Annotated in this window: 18 protein-coding genes; 1 reads left to right on the plus strand and 17 read right to left on the minus strand. The window is 45.7% G+C overall.

Features of this window, described 5'->3' with window-relative positions; all coding sequences use genetic code 11:
• Window positions 1–324 precede the first annotated feature (324 nt).
• The 11 genes from AB4124_RS33200 to AB4124_RS33250 all read right to left on the minus strand — a co-directional run bounded on the left by AB4124_RS33200 (window position 325) and on the right by AB4124_RS33250 (window position 8,377).
• A complete protein-coding gene (locus tag AB4124_RS33200; RefSeq protein WP_430131529.1) occupies window positions 325–750 on the minus strand; it encodes an NUDIX hydrolase in 426 nt (141 codons plus the stop codon).
• 167 nt (window positions 751–917) lie between these two features.
• The gene (locus AB4124_RS33205) at window positions 918–1,730 is read right to left on the minus strand and encodes a DUF2785 domain-containing protein (protein WP_430202813.1); all 813 of its coding nucleotides are present in this window, start codon (window positions 1,728–1,730) and stop codon (window positions 918–920) included.
• 125 nt (window positions 1,731–1,855) lie between these two features.
• The gene (locus AB4124_RS33210; protein WP_076321873.1) at window positions 1,856–2,386 is read right to left on the minus strand and encodes a DUF6933 domain-containing protein; all 531 of its coding nucleotides are present in this window, start codon (window positions 2,384–2,386) and stop codon (window positions 1,856–1,858) included.
• 278 nt (window positions 2,387–2,664) lie between these two features.
• Window positions 2,665–3,195 (minus strand): GNAT family N-acetyltransferase, encoded by a 531-nt coding sequence (locus AB4124_RS33215; RefSeq protein WP_441975365.1) that lies wholly within the window; start codon window positions 3,193–3,195, stop codon window positions 2,665–2,667.
• A gap of 35 nt (window positions 3,196–3,230) precedes the next feature.
• Window positions 3,231–3,614 (minus strand): GNAT family N-acetyltransferase, encoded by a 384-nt coding sequence (locus AB4124_RS33220; RefSeq protein ID WP_441975366.1) that lies wholly within the window; start codon window positions 3,612–3,614, stop codon window positions 3,231–3,233.
• 162 nt (window positions 3,615–3,776) lie between these two features.
• Window positions 3,777–4,667 carry a GNAT family N-acetyltransferase gene (locus AB4124_RS33225; protein ID WP_441975367.1) on the minus strand — a complete coding sequence of 297 codons (891 nt, stop codon included), beginning with the start codon at window positions 4,665–4,667 and terminating at the stop codon, window positions 3,777–3,779.
• A 193-nt stretch (window positions 4,668–4,860) separates the two neighbouring features.
• Complete coding sequence (locus tag AB4124_RS33230) at window positions 4,861–5,322, minus strand: 8-oxo-dGTP diphosphatase (protein ID WP_379413610.1); 462 nt, start codon at window positions 5,320–5,322, stop codon at window positions 4,861–4,863.
• Between the two features lie 312 nt (window positions 5,323–5,634).
• A complete protein-coding gene (locus AB4124_RS33235) occupies window positions 5,635–6,453 on the minus strand; it encodes an SPL family radical SAM protein (protein WP_441975368.1) in 819 nt (272 codons plus the stop codon).
• A gap of 86 nt (window positions 6,454–6,539) precedes the next feature.
• The gene (locus tag AB4124_RS33240) at window positions 6,540–7,253 is read right to left on the minus strand and encodes a 2OG-Fe(II) oxygenase (RefSeq protein WP_441975369.1); all 714 of its coding nucleotides are present in this window, start codon (window positions 7,251–7,253) and stop codon (window positions 6,540–6,542) included.
• A complete protein-coding gene (locus AB4124_RS33245; RefSeq protein ID WP_441975370.1) occupies window positions 7,246–7,794 on the minus strand; it encodes a methylated-DNA--[protein]-cysteine S-methyltransferase in 549 nt (182 codons plus the stop codon). Before AB4124_RS33245 ends, AB4124_RS33240 begins: the two co-directional genes overlap by 8 nt.
• Window positions 7,766–8,377: a bifunctional transcriptional activator/DNA repair enzyme AdaA gene (locus AB4124_RS33250; RefSeq protein ID WP_441975371.1), complete on the minus strand. Its 612-nt coding sequence runs from the start codon at window positions 8,375–8,377 to the stop codon at window positions 7,766–7,768. Before AB4124_RS33250 ends, AB4124_RS33245 begins: the two co-directional genes overlap by 29 nt.
• Before the next feature lie 141 nt (window positions 8,378–8,518).
• Here AB4124_RS33250 and AB4124_RS33255 point away from each other — a divergent pair, with 141 nt between their 5' ends.
• Window positions 8,519–9,505, plus strand: a complete 987-nt coding sequence (locus AB4124_RS33255; RefSeq protein ID WP_441975372.1) for a DNA-3-methyladenine glycosylase family protein — start codon at window positions 8,519–8,521, stop codon at window positions 9,503–9,505.
• A gap of 97 nt (window positions 9,506–9,602) precedes the next feature.
• Here the strand turns inward: AB4124_RS33255 and AB4124_RS33260 are convergent, their stop codons facing one another.
• The 6 genes from AB4124_RS33260 to AB4124_RS33285 form a co-directional block, all read right to left on the minus strand.
• On the minus strand, window positions 9,603–10,076 hold the full coding sequence (locus AB4124_RS33260; protein WP_071220445.1) for a DUF3574 domain-containing protein: 474 nt from the start codon (window positions 10,074–10,076) through the stop codon (window positions 9,603–9,605).
• Window positions 10,077–10,300: 224 nt separating this feature from the next.
• Window positions 10,301–11,347, minus strand: a complete 1,047-nt coding sequence (locus tag AB4124_RS33265) for an ATP synthase beta subunit C-terminal domain-containing protein (RefSeq protein ID WP_441975373.1) — start codon at window positions 11,345–11,347, stop codon at window positions 10,301–10,303.
• The gene (locus AB4124_RS33270) at window positions 11,335–12,114 is read right to left on the minus strand and encodes an alpha/beta fold hydrolase (protein WP_441975374.1); all 780 of its coding nucleotides are present in this window, start codon (window positions 12,112–12,114) and stop codon (window positions 11,335–11,337) included. The genes AB4124_RS33265 and AB4124_RS33270 overlap by 13 nt, the downstream gene beginning before the upstream one ends.
• A gap of 99 nt (window positions 12,115–12,213) precedes the next feature.
• Window positions 12,214–13,170: an acetamidase/formamidase family protein gene (locus AB4124_RS33275; RefSeq protein WP_441975375.1), complete on the minus strand. Its 957-nt coding sequence runs from the start codon at window positions 13,168–13,170 to the stop codon at window positions 12,214–12,216.
• Window positions 13,171–13,505: 335 nt separating this feature from the next.
• Window positions 13,506–14,519 carry a LacI family DNA-binding transcriptional regulator gene (locus tag AB4124_RS33280; protein ID WP_441975376.1) on the minus strand — a complete coding sequence of 338 codons (1,014 nt, stop codon included), beginning with the start codon at window positions 14,517–14,519 and terminating at the stop codon, window positions 13,506–13,508.
• A gap of 101 nt (window positions 14,520–14,620) precedes the next feature.
• Window positions 14,621–15,703, minus strand: coding sequence for a glycoside hydrolase family 172 protein (locus tag AB4124_RS33285; protein WP_441975377.1), 1,083 nt, complete (start codon window positions 15,701–15,703; stop codon window positions 14,621–14,623).
• Window positions 15,704–15,713: the final 10 nt, after the last annotated feature.

Consider the following 15,713-nt stretch of genomic DNA (forward strand, 5'->3'; position numbering starts at 1 on the left):
CCATCTAAGACCATTCCTTTCTTTGAGCCTGAACATCTCAAGTTTATCGGAATGGTCTTAGTGGTCAAACCCTCAATCCCTCCACCCGCATAGCGGGTGGTTTTTTGTTTCGCGCGTTTCACGCACTCAACTGGCTAAAGCCATAAATATAAGAGCAGATCTCAGTAGAGATCCGCTCTTATTGTTGATCATCATAACATAGAAATTGTGCATTTCAAGTACTACTAAAGATTTTAATGCCTCGAACAGACTGAGTGCAGAACGTCCTGCAGCGTGAGCATATGGTTAGATGATGTATGCAGCGTCTTTATCTACTCTATACTCTCATATATTCTTCTCGTCATTAAATTCAATACAAAACGGTTGCGTTTCTGGGCTTAAACAGCACTCAATTCTTTGTCTAAAATCTTTCCATTCAACTTTTTTCAGTGCTTCTTCTATTGGAAAAAAGCCTGACTCCAAGCTCTCTGATGATTGTATTAATTCTCCACCTATAGGCTTCGCTAAAAATAGTGTATTGCAAATTGAATTTCCTACGTTCTGAAATATTCCACAGAATTTGATAATTTCTATGTCTATCCCTGACTCCTCTTTGGTTTCTCTTATGGCTGCGTGACTTAAAGATTCTCCTACTTCAACTTGACCACCAGGCATCTCCCAGCCTCTTCTTGGTCCTTTAATAAGCAACAATTCGTTTTTTTCATTTATTACAATGGCAGCTGCCGAAACAATATGCTTGGGTGGATTCATAAAAGTCTCTCCTTAATCGATTGATTTAATTATGATCTAAGGTATTTTTGTATGTTGTATGACGTACGCAACTTCTGTGAGATTCTTTAACCAACTACTCGCAGCGTGAATATATTGTTATCGGATGTTCGGAACTTCTTCAATTTAGTTAGAAATAGATTTGTTTTTTAAAGCTGTTTTAATGTTTTTATTATTTCATCTGTTATAACTTCAGATCCACTAATATCCAGTAATTTAAAATAGACACTTCGTAAAAGGTTTTTGGTATTTCCTCTTATAATCTCATCTTGAGGATATATTCCCAATCTTTCAAAGCCTCCAAGTTGTTGCACCCAATTAATTATAATATCTTTCTTTAGAGTATTACGTTTTACAATTTGAAGAACGACTTCGGCTATCCTTTCATCTTCACCGTTTGTAAAATAATAGTTATTAACACAAGCCTTTTCCCCTATCAATTCTAAAATAAACAATATCTGTTTATGAGAATAATAGGACGAGGCGACGATTGAATCTAAAGCATCAGCCGCATGTGCAATCGAATGTGCCCATCCCTTGTCTAATACATATCCTCTAAAATCCTTTTCAAGTTCAAAATATAAAGTCACTCTAGAGTAAATATATTCATAGTCCGTTTCAGTTAAATAATTGGAGATATCGTTGTAATGTAAAGCAAGTGGTATGAACAATACTGAAAAAGAACGCGTAAATACGGTATCTTGATCGTTATCCCCAATTCCATAGAATAAATGATCATCATCTAAGGTAACGTATAATACTTTTCTTACTGTTTCTATACTTAGTTCTTGAGTCATTATCCATTTACTTAAAGTTCCATAAATGAGCTGATCCCTTAATTCCTCATCGATCGACCCAATGTGTTGAATCATTTCTTGAACTACTTGATCAATATCTGTTCCCTCAGGAACCTTATAATTATTATCTCTTACATCTCTCAGAAAGCTTTTAATGTTGTTCATTTTTTTCTCCTTTTGTTTAGGGTTCAGGTACTAAGGTTGCGATATCTCCATAAGGCATACAGGACCGGGGAGCTATTTGCCCCGCTCGGGAACGTAATGTTAACGATTTTATTAACCTTGATTCATTAACTGTCAAATAATCCTATGTATCGTTTTTCTAATTCCTTATTAAATAAATCTATAGGTCTAAGATATTCTCGTTGATTATTTAGATCTATCGATTTGTAAACTCTATCATTATTCCATCTATTTAAATCATAATAATTATCAAATTCCTTTCCTACTTCCTGCATGATTAGAACAATATCATTCAGTGTTCCGAGAACACTCCTATTGTTAGTTGTTGTATAAACAGCTTCATTACACTCGTTTAGGTATTCATTAATTGTTGAATTGTTAATGTTTTCAGATATTAGATAATTCTTTAATTGTTCCTTGAATATATTCTCCAGGTTTTTGTATTGGGTACTTCTAATTCCTGCTAAAGTCAAACTCAATCTCGACAGATCATTTATTAAAACTATATGCTTCCGTTTGTTCACAAAAACGAGATTAGCATGCCAACTAAAGAACGGATCAGCTATGTCAATTGTGGTTATGGTTTTATCGATTTTCATATCCCTTAACAAATTCTTTGTTGATCGGATAACAAGCAAAATATCGCCTCTTCTTTGGTTTGATCTATTTATTATACATGGTTTCACCTAACGTTGTTGTATTCTTGAGTCCGAGTGGCTTAAGGGAGCACAGCGACTAAGTGGCTTCGCCACATAGTATCCTCGCTTAATTGTATTACAGATCTCTCATATAACGGTCTGCAAGAAACCTCTTCCTCGAAATCTCTCCAGCAGCCCACCCACGGGCGTCAGCCTGCCCGCTGCGTAAACGCATTGTTATGCGATTCCTTTGCCCATCTTCCAAACTGCTTCAACCTTTATCCATCTTCAAATTTGTTATACCAGAATACTGCTTTTTCATTAGCTGTCGGAAATTTTGAATAAAGCATATTATCAACTCCACCGATAATAAAATTGTTCTTGGAGTAAAACCTACATGCTGAAATATTAACATCTTGAGTTTCGAGCATAAGACCGATAAGTTTATTCTCCTTTGCCCATTCAATTGCTTTCTCTAGTAGTAATTTCCCAATACCTTTGTTTCTCCAATTCTTTGCAAAAGCGATATCTTCTAATAAAGCATAGCCATTCCAATAAGTACTAAGTTGTATTTGGCCTACACAATTATTGTCAACATAATAAAAGTAGACAGCTTTTTTATCGTTATCTATATAACTTACGTCGATGTCTTCATTGTCATATCCCTTAGTATATTGTTCAGAGAATAGTTCTTCCGTGTAAGTCCAAATATCGTCTTCGTATTTAGGAATTATCCTTCCGAATACAGTCAATTCTTCATTAGCCTTATTAAAATCCTCTATATTTTCATGTGTCATTTTAATAATCATAATCCCAAGTATCTCCTTAGATAGTTTACGTTTACTCAGATTTGAAAGGGCTTCGCATAACGTCCTAGTTCATTAAAAGCATATTCAATTAATCTACTAATAACCTCTGTTGCAAGACCAACTCCCCAGTATTCTGGAAGGCACTGATACGACACTTCAATGGTTTCACCATCGTAATATTCATCCAAAGATATCAAGCCGATAAATTCTTTGCTTTCTGACATTCTCACAATCCAATAACTTGAACTATCCTCATTAGATTTATTAATGATTTCGAGATATTTGATTCTCAGGGATTGTTCATCATCAGTTGTTCCGCCAAGGTAAGATCGAACATGCTCATTTATGTATAATCTCTTTACATTTTCATAATCACTTTCTTGAATTATAGAAAGTAAACATCGTTTTGTTGTTAACATGGAGAACCTCCATGGATCATCTTTTTAGTTTTTTAAAATCACGCTGGTTCACATAACGTTTGGTGTTCCCGACATTCAACTCCACTAAGCCCAAAAGGGGGGAGTCGCAACTGCGGTTAGGGAGTTGAATATGGTTGCTGAGTCCGCTTCTTCGAAATGCTGCTAATACATCTCGTCGGGCGGTCTACTCAATCGGCTGTCCGGTCTATAGTATTTAGTTACGATATGGTACAAGGATTTTTCCTTGAAGCCGAGACTCTCGTACAGCGTTTTCGCAGGATTGCCTTTGACTACCTCAAGCTTAACGATCTTTTCGCCACGATGCATCATCTCATTCAAAAGAAATGAAACGAAGGCTTTACCGTATCCACGAGATTGCAAATCTGGCCGAACTGCCACCTGACGCAGCTCACAGCCGTCAATAACTCCACATGCCGCTATTTCACCATCGATATCCATTACAAATCTGTTGTTTCTATCTTTCAAAAAATTATTCCGTTCCCATTCTGAAGGTGCAATATAATACGATGGGAGAATACCAACTCGTTCACGCATTTTGTAAAAAGCCATTTCGCGAATAACATGCCACACAGGATAATCATCATCTTCATACTGCCTGATAGGAAAATGACTTTCAGGAAGAATTTTTCCTTCACGCACCATGATATAAGAAGAATGAAGTATATGGTAACCGTTCTTACATACAAATTGCAGAGAAGACCGATCGCCGTCCATACATGCACCAATCGAACGTTCTACTGCCTCGTATTGATTAAGTAATTGTTCTGCGCTTTCAATAAGCTTGCTACCGATGCCTTTTCCTCTATATTCCTTCCTTACAAAAATTGTCATCTCGGTTCCTCTCCCCTTAAAACCGCTAAAAGAGAGAAATCCCACGGTCACATTGTTGTAACAAGCAACAAATATACCTTCAGGAAAATTGATTTCGGTCTCCAGAAACTTTTCCTTAAAGTATTCATCCCCAAACAACATGGCTTGGATAGCGGATATATCCCTTTCGGGTTTGTAGGGTTCTATTATTAGATTCTCCACCTTGATAATCCTTTCAATTAATAGGGAGGTAACATCACCGTTTTGTGTGTTTTATCCACTCGTTATAATCATGACATCAATGTATCGCCTGAATCCTATTCCTCGAACCATCTCCGTCGACCAAGGGGCGAATGCCTCGCAGTAGGAATGTCAAGTGAGTTGATGTAATTGCCATCTCCAAAATACCGTTAAATCATGTTTCCCTTATATGTACTTCTTTCTCTCCATCTTCCCAAACCACATGAATTTCGAATGTCCCATCTTGGAAAAAGTAGGGCATTCTTCTTCTGATAGATTGTTGCATAGGTAAATGTTCTAAATCTGAAATCTTCACCCACTCTGGTATACCTTCTGTGAAATCCGACAATAATTCTCCAGAAAAATCGTTTGTTAAGTAATTTAAAATAATGTGTCTATCATTGGCTTCTTCATTTACATACTCATAGATCCCTTTAAACCTCAGATTTTTAACAATAAGTCCTGTTTCTTCTTTTACTTCTCTGATCGCACCTTCAATTGGACTTTCAGGAAATTCCAATTTACCTCCAGGAGCAATATATCCCTTAAAATTATCATGGGTTCTATTAAGCATTAAAACCCTATCCTCATCTTGCACCATACATAGAGTCCACATCTTATAATTTACATCTTTCATAATTCACCTCATCGATATAACTTCTTCGCAAAAGTAAACGGATTGATCAGGTAATTTCGTACTCTCAGCTACTCCATCTATGTATTCAATATCTCCTCTTTATCCGATAATCTCATAACGTCAAACCCATCTTCATTGTGCATTCGCTCCTCTACCGTCTGACTGGTTATTTTCGCCTATCATACCATAATCATCTATCACGAGACATGACAAAAAAAGACCAGAAACGAACTCCTGGTCCTGGCCTAAACCTATCATAATCTATCTAATCCATGGATCACGGATCACCTTCTAAACTTTACAACCTAAACCTTACGGTTCAAAACCCTTCTGACTCACAAACAACTGCTCCTCCGGAAACTCCCTGCTAAATCGGTCATAGACCACCTGATAAGCAGCTGGATCGTACCACTCGTGCTCCCCAAGCTCCTCGTACAAAGCCTGAACAGGCAGTCTTTTTGTACGTTTCCCGCCACTGCCATCCCCCATAAAATAATCGTCGATGCACACGCGATTCACAAGCGGCCGCAGGATCTGTGGGAAAGCCTCCGTGCTCGGAAGCACGGGTGCAATCGCTGCTTGAACGGGAATTCCTGCGTCTCTCAGGAGTGCCAGGGCTTTCAGTCTCGCTTGGATCGGCGGGGCTGATGGCGTAAAATGCTTGCGCATCTCATCACGGTCCGTCTCGACCGTCATGCTTACCCGCGCGCGTTCTCCTAACTGCTGCAGCAGATCAATATCCCGCTGGACCAACGGACTGCGCGTCTGTACGAGCAGAAAATCCGGCGGTTCGCTGACCATCACCTCAAGCAATGCGCGAGTCACTTCTTCCTTGGCCTCAACCGGCTGGTAAGGATCGGTGCTGGAAGACATGAAAATCGTGACGGGTCCCTTGGACTTGGCACGCTTCAGTTCTTTACGCAGGATGGCAGCAGATTCGAGTTTAACGTCAACCCAGCTCCCCCATTCCTGATTGCGGAATATCGATACCGGCATTTGCCGGACATAGCAGTAAGAACAAGCGAAGGTGCAGCCCGTATACGGGTTCAATGTATGGCTATATCCATTCAGGAATCCCGTTCCTTTATTGAGCAGGGTCTTCGGCGTTTTATAGAGCACTTCTTGTTTCACCTCGGACACCCCATTTCTACACTTTCTTCTATTATACTATTTCTCTCCTCACAACTCATAATGAATGAGTAAACACACGCGCCCCTCTACTTTGCATCATGAAAAATAATCCCGAGGCTGTATCTGGTACCCGACGTAATCGTGCTGACACCATGCCGGAGCGTGGTCCGGTAATACCCCCGCGTTCCCTGAACGGGACGATGGTTGGTCGGAAAGATTAACCCCGCACCTTGTTCCAAGGTGATTACATGCCCCCGGCTCTGTGCCCGCGGCCGCTGCTCGATGAGCAGAAATTCTCCTCCCATGTAATCGACTTCCTTCTCATTCAGAACAAACACCACTTGAAACGGAAAAAATTCATCTCCGTACAAATCCTGATGCAAGCAATTATAGCCGCCCTCTTCATATTTCAAAATCAACGGCGTCGAACGCTTTTGCCCCTGAGCATGGCACATGCCAAGAAACTCATCCAAGCTCGCCGGATACCTCTCCTCATGTCCAAGCTGCGTCAACCAGCGGTTAGCCGTCAGCGCAAGCTCTGGATAGAAGCCTTCCCGAAGCTGCTGCAGCGATTCTGGCAGCGGAGCTTGATAATACTTGTACTCTCCGAGCCCAAACCGGTGCCTAGCCATATTGATCGTGCTTCGAAACCGATCCTCTTCCGAATAGGTGTTGATAATCTCTGTACACTCTTCAGATAGCAGCAGCTTTGGTAGGACAGCATATCCCTGTTCATCCAAAGCTCCTTGTATCCTCGTCCAATCAAGCCCTGCTATGCGTTGCGGCAATGAATTAGGCATAATTCAACGTCTCCCTCATCCTGGCTCGCTCACCCTCAAGCTCCAGCAGCCGGGTCTTCATGGCAAGCCCCCCGCGATACCCCGTCAATGCGCCGCTTTTGCCAATTACCCGATGACAAGGAACTGTTATCAGCAGCGGATTAGCCCCAATAGCCGCTCCTACAGCTCGAACTGCTGCCGGCTTTCCGATCTGGTTGGCGATGTCAGAATACGTAAAAGTCTGCCCATATGGGATCTGGCATAGCGCATTCCATACCGCCATCTGAAAAGCGGTCCCTTTGTAATCCAAAGCCAACTCAAACCGATCGCGTTTCCCCTGAAAATACTCCATCATCTCGGCGGCATATGGCTGCATAGCTTCATCATTCTGCACGATTTCACAGCCAGGGAATTTTGCTTGTACCCAGTCCTCCAACTCTGTTAAAGGCTTATCCTGTGATCCGACGAAGCATAATCCCTGCTCCGTGGCCGCGATGTATACACTCCAGTTATCATGGCGCAGTTGAGTCCAGTTAATGGTAATCGAATGATTGGATTTCATGATCGTGCACCTCCGCACTCGTATTTTTTAAATATTGCCCGCGATAGTTAAGGGGGGTCATCCCCGTTTTCTTCTTAAACAACGTGATAAAATAAGCTGTGTTCTCCATGCCCACTTTATGGCCGATATCCGAGATCGCCAAGCTGGAATTCGTCAGGAGCTCCTTGGCCTTGCCGATCCGGTAATCCTGAATGTATTCCATCGGGGTCTGACCTTTGACACGCTTAAATATCCGGTGCAGATGGTACGGACTGCCGTGGCTCACATCGGCCAATACATCAAGTGATAAATGATCCATGTAGTGTGTATCGATATACTCGGTGACGAGTTCAATCCATTCGTGGTCCGGCAGACGTTCTCCCGTCGGCTTGCACCTTTTGCATGGCCGGAAACGCTCAGCTTTCGCTTCATCTGCCGATTGAAACACGCGCACATTTTCAAACTTCGGGGGTCTGGATTTACAGGATGGCCTGCAGAAGATCTTTGTTGTCTGCACCGCATAGAAAAACTTGCCGTCACTGTCCTTGTCGTTGTTGATAATGGCCTGCCACTGGGCTTCGGTCGGTTGTATTCGGTTTGCCACGTTTCCTCACCTCCGCTAACATTATAACCACAGGATAATCCTGTTGTACGCTTTTTGGAATAGAAGAGCAAGATAACAAAATTATACGGTCTGCATTTATGGTACAACTAGTATGGAAGAGTTCAGGAGCGAAAGGAAACGATGAAGATGCAGAAGCGAAACCAGATACATGACGATAAGCCCTATACTATGGAGAATCATCTCCCCCGGGACAGCTGGGAAGATCATGCCGAAGCCATAAGGCTGTTCGTACCGAAGGAGTTCAGTTTTACGGAGAACCTCAATTATTTGCAAAGATCGCCGAACGAATGTCTTTTTCATATCCGGAATGACAGCATCTACCGGGCTATCCCGCTTGATGGTGACATCGCTGTGATTGAAGTCAGTGCGGAGCCTCAAGAACAGGCGATCCTTGTTCGGTTTTTGGGGAATACCGCCCCCTCCGATCCCTGCAAGCGGGCGGAAGTAGCGGGTTATGTTCGGGACTGGTTCGATCTGAATACCGATCTCGTACCGTTCTATACGATGGCGGAAGCAGATCCATTACTCAGTCAAGCCGTTCAATCCTTCTACGGGCTTCGCAATATGGGTATTCCCGATCTGTTCGAGGCTTTGTGCTGGGGCATTCTGGGGCAGCAGATTAACCTGGCCTACGCCTATACGTTAAAAAGACGTTTCGTAGAAGCCTTCGGCCGCCGCGTGGAGTGTGAAGGAGAGGTTTATTGGATTTTTCCAAGACCTGAGGACATTGCACCGCTACGTGTTGAAGACTTGGACGGGCTTCGGATGACCGTGAAAAAAGGCGAGTATCTTATCGGAGTGGCCCAGCTTATGGTAGAAGGAAAATTGACCAAGGAGCAGCTGCTTGAAGCAGGCAGCTTGAAACAAGCGGAGAAACAACTGGTCAGCATTCGCGGGATCGGACCATGGACGGCCAATTATGTGTTGATGCGCTGTTTGCGAATGCCGGCCGCTTTTCCCATCGATGATGTGGGTCTGCACAACGCCATCAAACATCTGCTGGGCTTGGAGGTCAAACCGACGAAGAAGGAAATACTGGAGCTGTCGGCAGCATGGGCGAACTGGGAATCCTACGCCACATTTTATCTGTGGAGGTTTCTTTATTAAAGTTCAAACATAATAAAGAGGACGTCTCCCTCTTCTGCCAATCACTGACAGCAGGGAGACCTCCCCTATTTAGCAAACCCTTTGATCCGAGAATCAACTATTCGATGAAGTACAGTTTACCGTCAACCTCGAGTGAGATCGCGGATTGCGACAAATCGTCTTTAAGCTTCTTCGCATAATCCACCACTTGATTAAGCGAGTCCTTGTCAAGCTTCTCGGCAAACGCGTACACGATCGTTACTTTTTCCTTGATCAGGGTTTTGTTATTGTCCACCCATGCCCCTTCACCCGGAATCGCCGTTGCCCCGCCAAACCAGCCGGACAGCTTTGTCAGTGTTTGGTCAACAAACTTCTGATGAGCTGCATCCGTAATCGGAATATCTCCCTTCACCGTTGAAGGCACGTAAATCTTAACGACATGATCCAAGTGGAACTGATCGTTCAGAGCACTCTGTGTAATGGCAGTTGCCGTCGGATTGCCCTCTGCACTAAAAGACTGCTGAACCGGTACTACGATAAGTGTTAACAATAATGCCGCTGCAAAAGCGATAAGCCAACCTTTTCTCTTCATATCCATTTCTCCTTTATGTATGGTCTCGTATCCGTACAAGCATGGCATTTCAGTTGTCCAGTGCAACCTTCCTGCCATCCGCACGATACAAACTAGCACATATTATATACTGGCCTTTGCTTATCAGCTATGGGACATACGGATTATATTATGCGGAATCATGTAAAAAAGCCGATATTCCCGATAAACAAACTACGAGAATTCGACTTTTGATGATTACACCGCTATTTTATCGATCCGATCCAGGATAAACTCTCCACCGAACGATGATCCATGCTGCCGTTCAAAATAGCTTGAACATCATGCAGCGTATCCTGCAAATGCACCCGCTCGCCAGATAACCCGGTGTAAGCCTCGGCAACGTAAAAAGGCTGCGTAAGATAAGCCTCAAGCCGTGCTCCACGCTCATAAACCTCCGTCTCGGGTGCCGGAATGGCCTGCAATCCTCGCACTTGAACCAGCGAACGCAGCTCGCGATAACGGCGCAGCAGCTTCTGGGCCCGCTGTTGGACCGATAAGTGAGCCTGATCCAGGTGAACGCCTTCCGATACGGAAGATGTAGAATATAACGGGTTCACGGCAGGAAACATATGTCTGGCCGCCAGATCGGCATCGAAATACCACAGCGTCTCCAGCGGACCGTAAGGCATGTCTTCATCGACAACCGCACCTTTAAGGTCCACAAGAAAAGTCGTGACCTGCCTCAAACCCTCTTGTTGAAGACGTTCCTGGAGGTCGTAGATTTTGCCGGTCAAGACATGCTCCCGGTCCGCTGCAAACACAATCTCTTTATTGGTATTTGCATTCGTCACAATGGAATAGGTTTCTTCTATTGAATTGGCAACCCGTTCTACGTCATTCAGCATATCCTGCAGCTCGGGATATTCGCCTTCCGGCTTCAGCAGAATCGTCATATACCCTTCCTGCTTGAAGAGATGAAACAATTCACCAAGCAGCACCAATTGGCCCATTCCGGGACGGGCGACCAGCCCGACGGTACCGCCTTTGGCCAGAGGAGCAAATAGATCAAGGGGCTTAATGCCCGTTTCGATCATCTCCACGCTTTCCCCGCGCAGGATCAGTTCATCCAAACTGCATTTTGCCAGAGATGCCAATGCAGCAATGGTGCGGACTTCCGCCCGACCAACGGGAATTTTTCCTGTGCATAGGTTGGAGACTGTGGCCGGCCGTAATCCCACGGATTTGGCTGCGCTGGTCAGGTTCGGAACCCTTTGTCGTAACAGTGATACATTCAGCTTCAGATTGTCCAAGTGCGTACACCCTTTTTAGTGATAGATTGATGGTTCTTACTAATCTCTTTCAGAAAAGAGTCTGCGGTGCGGACAAACACATCCACATCCGGTTCAAAAATATTATGATCATGCTCCTCGAACGCCACGATGCTTGCCTGAGGCAGCGACACCTTATATTGTTCCACTGCTTCTAATGATAACCCGGGATGTGGTTTTACGCCACGGATAATAAGGACTGGGCAAGTCAATCGGGTTAAGTCGTTCCACAATTCGACCTTAGCCGATTCCTGTTGCAGCGCCTGTAAAGCCGATGTTTTCATACGGTCGGACAGCTTCTTTCCTCTCCAAGGCGGTAGCGAAGCGAAGAATTCCACCCATCCCGCTGGCAGCTGGGTATGAACCGCGGGATAGTCTCCGATGATCAGGCCTTGAATGCGTTCCGGATTCTGAACCGCGTAGCCTAACTGATAGGACACCCCTCGGGAGTATCCCATGAGTACGAATTGCTCAAGTTCAAGATGACAAATAGCCGCATCAATGTCGCTGATATGGTCTTCGAGTGCATATCCCGAGACAGGCGAATCACTTCGTCCCCGGCCGCGAAGTGTGATGACAACGATATGTCTGGGCGTCAGCTTTTCCATTATGGCGATGTAATCCTCAGCCGACTCGGACAGTCCCGGGATGATGACCAATGAGTTCTTTTCATTCCTAAGCTCCCGATGTACCTCCGTCACATGAATATATACCCCTTGGTTATTGACCATTGTCTCGTATAACTGCATACATTAGACCTCCTTAAAAATGGACATTTATTTATGAAGTTTGATTATAGAGTTATCTCCTTTTTTTCATCCGTCTGAGCCATCCCCCTTAACTTCCTTTCACCTCAACGCCCCAAAAGGTAAAAATGCGTGCACGCCCTTAAGGATGTTCACGATCTGGGTTACCCGCAGATCCACCGTCAAGGTGGCGTAGGCGTACGCCTCCGTTCTTGAAATAGAGTAAAGCTCGGTCATGAGATCAAGCATCCCGCTTAAGGCCATCCACATGGCTTCGTCCAGATCCTCGTGGAACCCCATCGTAAGCCACCCGGTACTCGTCTTGGCTCTGGGCATCGTTATGGGCATGTCGTCACGGACATGAAAAGTTAGACATACCTTATCCATGGGGCATTCCAGGGCGGGACCGCTAACTTCGCCGTCGCCCTGAGCCGCATGTCCATCCCCTGTTGAGAACAGCCCGCCATCCACAGGAATCGGCAGGTACAACGTGCTGCCAGCTGTCAACTCTTTGCAATCGAGATTGCCTCCATATGGGCGCGGCACAAAAGTCGTATGCTTGCCTTTTTCCTTCGGCGGCATGCCCATAACCCCCATAAACGGTTTCAGGCCGATGCTGTGTTTGAAATCTCCGAACTGACTCCTGCCTGTCATTGTCCTGGCATCCAATTCAAAATCCAGCGTCACTTCCTTGGTGTCGGTCATGCCCAGCTTCTCGTTCCAATAACTCGGAAAACCTCCGGCAGAGGTCCACCCCCACGATCCGGGAATTACTTCGTTGATCTGAATCTCCAATGTAAGTCCGGGTTTAGCCCCTTGAATATGGACGGGACCCAATAACGCATGCCCAAAATGCTCCTCCTGCCGCTCCGGCTTGCGCTCCGTAAACTTCGTTCTCGCCGCGCCCGGGGCTGTGCGTTTCTCGAGCCCCCAACCCGCATCCAAGGTTTGATACACGACAGTATCCCCAGACTGAATGTATAGGGCGGGCTCCAGTTCCCTGCTAAAAAATCCATGAAGCGTATGAATATCCGGGTGCAGCATATGAACCTGTGACATCTATCTTTCTCCCTTCACAGCCATCTTCAGAGTGGTCATTTCATGTCTCATATTCACCCTGTTACTTTATAAGGTATTTTAAATTACTCTTAGAGTCAATAATTAATTACTTCATAGCGTAATATTAATTACTCTTAATACATTTTGTTACTCATACCCGTTCGTACCAAAGTAGGTCGTTGCAGCACAAAAAACCGTCCGCTGCGCAGCTTCACTGCGAGGGACGGTTCATCACTATGTTCAGTTAAATTTCATATCAGCTAATGACTGAGCGTTCAGGGGAATGGTAACCGTTATTGTGCGCATGACCATTCTCATTACACTCTATTCTTTCTTCAAACCCTTACACTGGAATCCCGCACGACCATCTGCGGCATCAATTTCACGGCCCGCTCTTCCCTCGGAATTCCCAACATGCGATCCATCAGGATTTGTGCTGCCTTGCGGCCGATTTCCTCCTGCTGCAAGGCAACGGACGTCAGCTTGGGATATACGCGGGAGGCAAGGTCCAGATTATCCATGCCCACAACGGCAACGTCATGGGGAATGCGCAGACCGGCTTCCTCGCAGGCCTTCATGACCCCGATCGCCATTAAATCGTTCGCGGCAACAATGCCCTCCGGATGGTCGGGCCCTTCCAGCCACGCCTTCGCCATTGCATGACCGCCGCTTTCGGTGTAATCGGATTCAGCGATAAAACGCGGGATCAAGGGCATTCCGGCATTCAGCATGGCATCCCGATACCCGCAGAACCGCTCGTGGCCGGTCTGCTCGCTCAGATTGCCGCCGAGATAGGCGATGCTGCGCAGGCCTTGACGGATCAGATGCTCCGTGCTTTGCTTGATCCCGTCATATGTGTCCACATACACATAGTCGAAGCGGTCATTCCCTTCCGGCGAGACATATTTATTCGTGAGCACGACCGGTGCTTGCAGTGCATTGATGGCCCCGATATTCTCTTCACCGAAATGAAAGGACACCATGATCATGCCGTCGGCCACATTTTCCCGCAGGGTCTGAATCGCCTTCATCTCCTCCTGGAGCCTGTGCTTGGTGTAGAACAGAATCATCAGGTAATCATGCTCTTCCAGCACCTGATTGATTCCGTTGATCATATCGAAGTAGAAAGGGTTGCATATATCTGGCACGGCAAAAATGATTTTGTTGGTTTGTCTCATTTTCAGCATTTTCGCTGCATGATCGGGCGCATAGTTCATTTCTTTGGCAGCTTCCAGAATTTTGCTCTTCGTCTTGGGACTGCAATAACCTCGTCCCGACAAGGCTCTGGACACCGTAGAAGGGGATACGCCTACCCGTTCAGCAATCGTATAAATCGTATGTTTGTCCATCCTATCCTCCATTAACAACCATGGAAACGCCATATGCTCCCGCAAAAGGCTCCATGGATTCACACTATCACCTTACCGCCAGGTAAGCAATAGCTCCTCCTTTATATAACCTCCCGCTCATCATTATCCGGAAGCTCCGGGAATGGCGCATGGGGCTCGGCCTGATACCAGAATGCCGTCGATGCAATATCGCTCTGCTGCGGAAGATACCTTCCTCCGGACCTCCAGCCGAGATCCTGAATGGTCACGCGAAGATCGCTTTGAAAGCGGATTGGATCCATGACATGCCATCGATACATGCCAAAACGCTGTTGACTTCGATACAAACCGTCCGGCTTCAGCACTTGGTGCATCCCCAGATATGGCGTCGAGTAGGTTCGATAGGTACCAATCGGCTGCTCCCAATTCCAGGCTCCGCCAAAATAATCTTCCGTTCCCGTACCGCATAGGGTCGGATAATCCTGATCCCCGTCCATATAGAACTTGATCTCGCCTTCGCCCCACCAGCCGTTATTATTCACCTGCCAAGCGAGGTAAGTCCCTACATAGTGCCCGTGTCCAGTTACGCCATCCAGAATGGTATAAACCTCTTTATAAGGAACGGGATTCGTTCTCCGCCACTGCGCGTGAAAATAAGCCTCATCTTCCGGGATGTTCGTCAGCGTATAGTCAATTTGATAGTAAAGGACTGCCTTTTCCGGCGCACGGTTCTCCATCGTCAATCGGGCATGCTTGCGGAAAGGCATCTGCCAGTAGCTGTTCATGCCGCCGGCCGGATTCACGGCAACCGGAATCGAGTTGACATCGCTGCGCTCCCCCCATCCGTTACAGAACAAATCACCGACGGGTACCTCAACCGAAGGGGACTTCTCATCGTCCCAATACATGCGGATAATCAGATTGCGCCACAGCGTCGGATGGCAGGTAAGCCAGATATGCTGAATCGCCCCGGGACCCTGAATGTCACCCATCGTAAACGTTTCTCCCGGTAAAATCTCCACGGAAGGAGAGACCTTCCAGCCCACGCCCAAGTCCCTGGAAGCCGCTGCGCCCGTGCCGTCGGTGGCCATGCCGCCCTTTCCTTTGTCACCGGTAAAATTCTCCGCGCTGATGGATCTTGTCTGCGCATTGGACAGCCGGGATAAATTTCCGAGGTGCATGTTGAGCCCATTAAAGTTCGTCATCTGTTATCGC

This window comes from Paenibacillus sp. 2KB_20, from assembly GCF_052115765.1.
Classification (GTDB): domain Bacteria; phylum Bacillota; class Bacilli; order Paenibacillales; family Paenibacillaceae; genus Paenibacillus_AQ.